Origin of the sequence: uncultured Amaricoccus sp., assembly GCF_937858865.1 — a bacterium.
Lineage (GTDB): Bacteria > Pseudomonadota > Alphaproteobacteria > Rhodobacterales > Rhodobacteraceae > Amaricoccus.
This window is the reverse complement of record NZ_CALLYO010000453.1, coordinates 1-4603: the sequence shown is the minus strand read 5'-3', so window position 1 is coordinate 4603 and position 4603 is coordinate 1. Positions and strand designations below refer to the sequence as shown.

Here is a 4603-nt window from a genome sequence, read left to right as displayed (position 1 = left end):
CGCGATCGCCGCCTGCGCCGGGGCGCCGGCCTGCAGCTCCGGGCGGCTGGCGGCGCGGGCGATCGCGGCGCGGATCGCGGCCGAGCGCGCGGAGGTCGCGGCGGGGGTGCCGCTGCACGTCTCGGGCTGCCCCAAGCGGTGCGCCCAGCCCGCCGCGCCGGCCGTGACGCTGGTGGCCGGCGAGGACGGGCCGCGCGTCACAGGGGACGGGCGGCCGGTGCCCGCGGGGCTCGAACGCTATCTGCTGGAGGCCGCGCGATGGTGAGCGGGGACTATGTCCGCGACGGGACGGCGATCTACGAGCGGTCCTTCGCGATCATCCGGGCCGAGGCCGACCTCGCGCGCTTCCCGCCCGAGGAGGCCGAGATCGCGGTGCGGATGATCCACGCCTGCGGCCTCGTCGAGGCGGCGGCGCACGTCCGCTTCTCGCCGGGCTTCGTCGCGGCGGCGCGGGAGGCGCTGGTGGCCGGCGCCCCGATCCTCTGCGATGCCGAGATGGTGGCGCACGGCGTGACCCGGGCGCGGCTGCCGGCGGCGAACGAGGTCATCTGCACCCTGCGCGACCCGCAGGTGCCGGGGCTGGCGGTGGCGCTCGGCACGACCCGGTCGGCGGCGGCGCTCGAGCTCTGGCGCGACCGGCTCGCCGGCGCCGTCGTCGCGATCGGCAATGCGCCGACGGCGCTCTTCCACCTGCTCGAGATGCTCGCCGCCGGCGCCCCGCGGCCGGCGGCGGTGGTCGGCATGCCGGTCGGCTTCGTCGGCGCGGCGGAGTCGAAGGCGGCGCTGGCGGCGACCGACCTGCCGCATGCGGTCGTGCTCGGCCGGCTCGGCGGCAGCGCGATGACGGCGGCGGCGGTGAACGCGCTGGCGAGGGTGGGGATATGAGTGGCCGGCTGATCGGCGTCGGCACCGGGCCGGGCGACCCGGAGCTGCTGACGGTCAAGGCGGTGCGGGCGCTCGCCGCGGCCGACGTCGTCGCCTGGTTCGCCAAGGCCGGCCGGCGCGGCAACGGCCGGGCGACGGTCGAGGGGCTGCTGCGCCCGGACGTGGTGGAGCTGCCGCTCCTCTATCCGGTGACGACCGAGGTCCCGACCTCGGACCCGCGCTACGGCGCGGCCATCGCCGGCTTCTTCGCCGCCGCCGCGGCGGCGGTCGAGGCGCATCTGCTCGCCGGGCGCACCGTCGCCGTGCTGAGCGAGGGCGACCCGCTTTTCTACGGCTCCTACATGCACCTCCACGTCCGCCTCGCGCCGCGCTACCCGGCCGAGGTCATCCCCGGCGTCACCGCCATGTCGGGCTGCTGGAGCCAGGCCGGCCTGCCGGTCGTGCAGGGCGACGAGGTGCTGACCGTGCTGCCCGGCACGCTGCCCGAGGCGGAGCTCACCCGCCGCCTGGTCGACAGCCCGGCGAGCGTCATCATGAAGGTCGGCCGCAATCTCGGGACGATCCGCCGGGCGCTGCAAGGGGCGGGCAAGCTCGGGCGCGCGGTCTACATCGAGCGCGGGACGATGGCGCAGTCGGTCACGACGCCGCTCGCCGCCAAGGCGGACGACGCGGCGCCCTATTTCTCGCTGGTGCTGGTGCCCGGCTGGGAGGACCGGCCGTGACCGGCCGGCTCGCCGTGGTCGGCCTCGGGCCGGGGCCGGAGGCGCAGCTGACCGGCGCCGCCCGCGCGGCGCTGGCGGGCGCGACCGACCTTTTCGGCTACGGGCCCTACCTCGCCCGCGTTGCGCTGGCGCCGGGGCAGGCGGCGCATCCGACCGACAACCGGGAGGAGATCGGGCGGGCGCGGGCGGCGCTGGCGCTAGCCGCGGCGGGGCGCGCGGTCGCCATGGTCTCGGGCGGCGACCCCGGGGTCTTCGCCATGGCGGCGGCGGTCTGCGAGGCGGTCGAGGCCGGGCCCGCGGCCTGGCGGCGGCTCGAGATCGAGGTGGTGCCGGGGGTGACGGCGATGCTCGCCGTCGCCGCCCGCTGCGGGGCGCCGCTCGGCCACGACTTCTGCGCCCTGTCGCTGTCCGACAACCTGAAGCCCTGGGAGACGGGGGAGCGGCGGCTCCGCGCCGCGGCCGGCGCCGGGCTCGCGCTCGCGCTCTACAACCCGGCGAGCCGCGCCCGGCCCTGGCAGCTCGCGCGGGCCTTCGAGGTGCTGCGCGAGCTCCTGCCCCCCGGGACCGTCGTCGTCTTCGGCCGGGCCGCTCTCCGGGACGACGAGCGGATCACGGTCACGACGCTGGGCGCGGCCGATCCGGGCCTCGCCGACATGGCGACCTGCGTCATCGTCGGCTCGGCGGAGACCCGGGCGGTGCCGCGGCCCGGGCTGCCGCCGCTGGTCTATTCGCCGCGCGGGGCCGCGAGATGACGTTCCATCTTGGCCAGGGCATCCTCCACGGTCGCGGCCGCCTCCGGCCCCTCGGGCCGGGCGACCAGGACGACCGGCAGGCCGAGCGCGCGGGCGGCAGCGATCTTGCCGTAGGTCGCCGCGCCGCCGCTGTTCTTGGCGACCACGACCTCGATGCGGCGGGCCGCGAGCAGGGCGCGCTCCGCCTCCTCCCCGAAGGGGCCGCGGGCGAGCAGGGTCTCGGCCGCCGGGGGAAGGGCCGCCGGATCGACCGGCTCGATGCTGCGGACGAGGTAGTGGTGCTGCGGCGCGCTGCGGAAGGCGGCGACCTCCTGCCGGCCGATGGCGAGGAAGACGCGGCCCGAGCGCCGCGGCGGCCGCGGCCATGTCGGGCACCTCGCTCCAGCGGTCGCCGGGCCGCGGGGTCCAGCCGGGCCGGCGGAGCGCCACGACCGGCACGCCGGCGGCGGGCGCGGCGGCGGCGGCGCTCAGCGAGATGCGGGCGGCGAAGGGGTGGGTCGCATCGACGAGGAGGCCGACCCCTTCCGCCGCGAGCCAGCGCGCGAGGCCCGCGGCGCCGCCGAAGCCGCCGCTGCGGATCGCGCAGCCGGGAAGCGCCGGGGCGCGGGTGCGGCCGGCGAGGGAATAGGTGAGGCGGAGGCCGGGTCGGGCGGCGAGCCGCGCCGCGAGCAGGCGAGCCTCGCCGGTGCCGCCGAGGATGAGGACGTGCATGCAGCCTTCTAGAGCGATTTCCGATCGGACGGAATCGTCCGATGGCTCCGGTCCACCGCCCGAAGCCGCGACGGGCCCGAGGTGGCTCTCCGTCGTCGGGATCGGCGAGGACGGCGTCGACGGGCTCGGCGCGGCCGCCCGCGCCGCGATCGCCGGCGCGGCGGTCGTCTTCGGCGGCCGGCGCCACCTCGCGCTCGCCCGCCCGCTCGTCGCCGGCGAGGCGCGGCCCTGGCCGACGCCCTTCGACACGGCGGTCGCGGCGGTGGCGGCGCTGCGCGGCCGGCCGATCTGCGTCCTCGCCTCGGGCGATCCCTTCCAGCACGGCGTCGGGGCCACCCTCGCGCGGCGCATCGGCGCGGAGGAGATGACGGTGATCCCCGCCGCCTCGGCCTTCGGCCTCGCGGCGGCGCGGCTCGGCTGGGCGCTGCAGGAGGTCGAGACGATCTCGCTGCACGGCCGCGCCGAGGCGCTGGTCCGCCCCCTGCTCCACCCCGGCACCCGCATCCTCGCGCTCACCTCCGACGGCGCCGCCCCGGCCCGGATCGCCCGGCGGCTGGTCGAGGCCGGCTTCGGCGCCTCGCGCCTGCACGTCCTCGAGGCGATGGGCGGCCCGCGGGAGCGCCGCCTGACCGCCCGCGCCGCCGACTTCGGCGAGGCCGCCTGCGCCGAGCTCAACCTCCTCGCCGTCGAGGTCGAGGGCGGGGCGGAGGCCGCCGTCCTGCCGCTCGCCGGCCTCGACGACGCGCTCTTCGAGCACGACGGCCAGATCACCAAGCGCGAGGTCCGCGCCGTCACCCTCGCCGCACTGGCGCCGCGGCGGGGCGAGCTGCTCTGGGACGTCGGCGCCGGCTCGGGGTCGGTGGCGATCGAGTGGCTGCTCCGCCACCCCTCGCTCCGCGCCGTCGCCGTCGAGGCCCGCCCGGACCGCGCCGCCCGCATCCGCCGCAACGCCGAGGCCCTCGGCGCCCCCGGCCTCGAGGTGCGCGAGGGCGCGGCGCCCGCCGCGCTCGCGGGCCTGCCGCCGCCGGACGCGATCTTCCTCGGCGGCGGCGGCACCGACCCGGGCGTCCTCGAGGCGGTGATCGCCAAGCTGCCTGCCGGCGGCCGGCTGGTCGCGAACGCGGTGACGCTCGCCATGCAGGCCCGGCTGACGGAGGCCGCCGGGCGGCTCGGCGGCGATCTCGTCGCCCTCTCGGTCGCCCGCGCCGCGCCGGTCGGGGCCATGACCGCCTGGCGGCCGGCGCTGCCGGTCGTGCAATGGTCGTGGGTGAAGCGGTGAGGGTCGCGGGACTCGGCAGCCGCCGCGGCGTCACCGCCGCCGAGGTGCTCGCAGCCGTCGCGGCGGCGCGGGCCGCCTTCGGCGCGCCGCTCGACGCCCTCGCCACCCTCCCGGCCAAGGCGGCGGAGCCCGGCATCGCCGAGGCCGCGCGCCGGCTCGGCCTGCCGCTCCTGGTCGCGGATGCCGCGCCCGCGGACCGCCTCGCGACCCGCTCCGAGGCCTCGCGTGCCGCGACGGGCGCCGGCAGCGCCTCC

5 protein-coding genes and 2 pseudogenes are annotated in these 4603 nt (G+C 78.9%); 6 read left to right on the top strand and 1 reads right to left on the bottom strand.

From position 1 onward, the window contains the following. The 4 genes and pseudogenes from Q0112_RS13295 to Q0112_RS13280 all read left to right on the top strand — a co-directional run. Nucleotides 1-265, top strand: a pseudogene (locus tag Q0112_RS13295) (hypothetical protein); the annotation flags it as partial. Beyond that, nucleotides 259-885, top strand: coding sequence for a precorrin-8X methylmutase (locus Q0112_RS13290; protein WP_297976041.1), 627 nt, complete (start codon nucleotides 259-261; stop codon nucleotides 883-885). The pseudogene Q0112_RS13295 and the gene Q0112_RS13290, both read left to right, overlap by 7 nt. Continuing rightward, nucleotides 882-1607: a precorrin-2 C(20)-methyltransferase gene (locus tag Q0112_RS13285; RefSeq protein ID WP_297976039.1), complete on the top strand. Its 726-nt coding sequence runs from the start codon at nucleotides 882-884 to the stop codon at nucleotides 1605-1607. Before Q0112_RS13290 ends, Q0112_RS13285 begins: the two co-directional genes overlap by 4 nt. Next, nucleotides 1604-2359 carry a precorrin-3B C(17)-methyltransferase gene (locus Q0112_RS13280; protein ID WP_297976037.1) on the top strand — a complete coding sequence of 252 codons (756 nt, stop codon included), beginning with the start codon at nucleotides 1604-1606 and terminating at the stop codon, nucleotides 2357-2359. The genes Q0112_RS13285 and Q0112_RS13280 overlap by 4 nt, the downstream gene beginning before the upstream one ends. Here the strand turns inward: Q0112_RS13280 and Q0112_RS13275 are convergent. After that, nucleotides 2332-3070 (bottom strand): annotated as a pseudogene (locus Q0112_RS13275) (cobalt-precorrin-6A reductase). The gene Q0112_RS13280 and the pseudogene Q0112_RS13275 overlap by 28 nt on opposite strands. Here Q0112_RS13275 and cbiE point away from each other — a divergent pair. Next, entirely contained in the window at nucleotides 3069-4349 is a 1281-nt protein-coding gene (cbiE, locus tag Q0112_RS13270) for a precorrin-6y C5,15-methyltransferase (decarboxylating) subunit CbiE (RefSeq protein ID WP_297976034.1), read from the top strand. The pseudogene Q0112_RS13275 and the gene cbiE overlap by 2 nt on opposite strands. Further along, a partial coding sequence (locus tag Q0112_RS13265; RefSeq protein WP_297976033.1) for a cobalamin biosynthesis protein occupies nucleotides 4346-4603 on the top strand: 258 nt, incomplete at its 3' end. The genes cbiE and Q0112_RS13265, both read left to right, overlap by 4 nt.

Coding starts and splice junctions, on each gene's coding strand:
- Q0112_RS13290 (WP_297976041.1), top strand. CDS start 259: ATGGTGAGCGGGGACTATGTCCGCGACGGGACGGCGATCTACGAGCGG.
- Q0112_RS13285 (WP_297976039.1), top strand. CDS start 882: ATGAGTGGCCGGCTGATCGGCGTCGGCACCGGGCCGGGCGACCCGGAG.
- cbiE (WP_297976034.1), top strand. CDS start 3,069: ATGCAGCCTTCTAGAGCGATTTCCGATCGGACGGAATCGTCCGATGGC.